Source organism: Staphylococcus sp. NWU MKU2, from assembly GCF_033283605.1.
GTDB lineage: Bacteria > Bacillota > Bacilli > Staphylococcales > Staphylococcaceae > Staphylococcus > Staphylococcus haemolyticus.
The window spans coordinates 1-2,577 of sequence record NZ_JAVSMH010000019.1 but is presented as its reverse complement, the minus strand read 5'-3'; the positions used below and the strand labels follow the sequence as shown (position 1 = coordinate 2,577).

The 2,577-nt window shown below is 36.5% G+C and carries 3 protein-coding genes; all 3 read left to right on the top strand.

Going from position 1 to position 2,577, the window contains the following annotated elements; genetic code table 11:
• Positions 1–255 precede the first annotated feature (255 nt).
• The 3 genes from SBL15_RS12870 to SBL15_RS12860 all read left to right on the top strand — a co-directional run bounded on the left by SBL15_RS12870 (position 256) and on the right by SBL15_RS12860 (position 2,244).
• Positions 256–843: a hypothetical protein gene (locus tag SBL15_RS12870; protein ID WP_070046238.1), complete on the top strand. Its 588-nt coding sequence runs from the start codon at positions 256–258 to the stop codon at positions 841–843.
• Positions 844–856: 13 nt separating this feature from the next.
• On the top strand, positions 857–1,285 hold the full coding sequence (locus SBL15_RS12865) for a RusA family crossover junction endodeoxyribonuclease (protein WP_070046239.1): 429 nt from the start codon (positions 857–859) through the stop codon (positions 1,283–1,285).
• Between the two features lie 158 nt (positions 1,286–1,443).
• Positions 1,444–2,244, top strand: a complete 801-nt coding sequence (locus SBL15_RS12860) for a hypothetical protein (RefSeq protein ID WP_317956223.1) — start codon at positions 1,444–1,446, stop codon at positions 2,242–2,244.
• Positions 2,245–2,577: the final 333 nt, after the last annotated feature.

Below are 2,577 nucleotides of genomic sequence, written 5' to 3'. Positions count from 1 at the left end.
TTATAAAAATAAATTAAATCGTAAGTAAGATTATAAGTAAGCCTGTAAATATACTCATACTTAAGAACGTAAATAAGTTAATAATTAAATTTTTAATTATTGCTATAAATAACAAAAAATCGTCCCTAACCATAATTACAGGGCAAAGTTGGTTGTTTACTTATAAGCGTAAATAAGATGATAAGTATAACTGTAAATATAGATATACGCATTTGAGTAAATAATAAATATTAATACATTAAGGAGTGACTTGTTATGGCAAATACGAAAACACAAAAACCGTTAAGCATGGCGAAGGCAAAAAGTGAAAATATCGCAGAATGGATTGTAAATGACGCACATTGGAAATTACTTGCTGATAATTTAGGGTTAGGTAAGACGGCGATCTTTAGATATAAGAAACAAATCAAAACGATGTCAGAACTCGAAAGCCCGTTTTATGCTTTAGGAGAAGTGTTTACTTTAAATCAATTAAACACTGTTATAGCGCTATTTAACGACCATATAGAACACCCAGAGAAGTATGAAAAGCCAAAGAAAAAATCAGACGTAGACTTACAATCACAAGCCAAAGTGATACAAAAACATACGAAAGATATGAATATGGATTATTTGGGATACAACAATAAGCCGACGCCAACAGTAGAAAACGCTAAAAACCCTAATAAGACTGATGTTGTAACCCGACACAATGCAGAAAGACAAGCGATGTTAGAAGAAATCAAAGCGTTACCTAAAGACAGTCCAGAACGTGTTGAAAAAGAGCGAGCGTATAAAGCGAGTGAAGCAGATAGAATTTCGGAATTTTGGGACGCACAAAAGCGAGACCAACAAGATAAATAGGAGTTGATCAGCGATGGCTAAAGTGTGGCGATATACAATTAATCTTGCGCCAATGGGAACGCCTAGACCACGTACCCGACGATTAGATGATGGGCGAACAATTACGTATTATGACCAAGCATATAGCGACTATTTAGACGCTATCCAAGACCAATTGGCAAAAGATAAAGCGATTAATGATGATTTCTATGATGTGATTAATACCGAGTTAGGCGTTAAAGCCGAAGTGATGTTTTATGTACAAGCACCTAAAAGCCAGAAACGACTAAAAAAGCTAACGAGAACCACAGCACCTGATATAGATAACTTACTTAAAGCCGTGCTTGATGGTATTTTCAGAGGGCTAGATGTTAAAGATAGTCGTGTTGCAATGGTATCGATGGGCAAGTTTCAAGAGATGGATAATCCAAGAACAGAGATTGTGTTAAGGGGGATTGAGTAATGGCAACAACGAATTTAGATAAATTCCTGACGATAGAACAAATGATGAATGAGGCACAAGGCTTAATGGAACCTTATTTAAGCAGTTTAGAGGCACGTTATGAGTATATGAATGTGTTAAGACAAGAGTATAGCAACCTTTCACACGCCTTAGGCAAAGTGCAGCAGCGAGTACTTAAACAAGGCGATAAGCTAGACATAGACGCAGACGTAAAAAACGTAGCAAAGAGTGCAAGAGACCGTATAGATGAGCATATAGAGGCGATAGAAGAAGATTTAGACGATGACGACAGTCAACCGTCGGTTAATCAATTAAAGCGTGCTAGAGAAAACCTAGAGGGCGATTTGAACGAAGATAGCATTGGTGAGGCGTGGAGGTTACTCAAAGTCCGTAAAATTGAAATTGAGGAACTTAATGTGTTGATGGACTTGATCGACGCAATGGAAGACGGACAGCAAGATACAGCGGAAAGTATCGTTAAGAAGATAGATAAGCTAAGAAGTGATTATACAAGTGGTTTTGTACGCTATAGAGAGGCGTTAGAGCAAGGAGAAGACGTACAAAAAGAAGTTGACGAAGTTATCGCTGATTTAGAAGATGGTGGTTATGCAAAAGAGGTTGAGATACTCACAGACGCACGACCGAGTATTGCTGAAGAGCGAGGGTTAAGACCCGACCCGCAACCGCTTCTAGACCTTTTAAACCCTATCAAGAGTGCAGGTTTAGAGTATTTTCAAAGTAGAAATAAAAACTCACAATCTTATGATTTAAACGTTGCATTTGCAAAGGAAGTCGCATATACGCGAAGAGCGTTGTTAGAAGACCGAGAATATATCGGTACGAGAAATGCGTTTAGCCGCTTAAATACGGCGTTTGAGGAGCTTTCAAGCTACATGTACGAAAGGTTCCACCAGCTAGGAGGTACACCAGAGAATTATCACGGTCATGAAAATAGATAAACCACTAACCTAAGAGGTGTCATACACTGATATGACGCCTTTTTATTATGCTTTATTTTAAGAAAAGTAAAAGAAAAAACTAAGAAATATAAAGTTCTAAATAAAGAACTAAAAAACCAAAGATTTAATAGACAAAATAGAGAATAAAGTAGGTTTAAAATAATAAAAATTATATCGAAAACAGGGAGAATAAACGAAAAGTAATCGAATAATAATCAATATAAAATAAAGAGGTAAATACAAGAAGATATGAGTTTCAAAAATAGAACCGAAAAGAAACGAGCACAAAAGGCAGTTCCGAAATAAGAACCGAAGAACAAGTACTATGGGCTA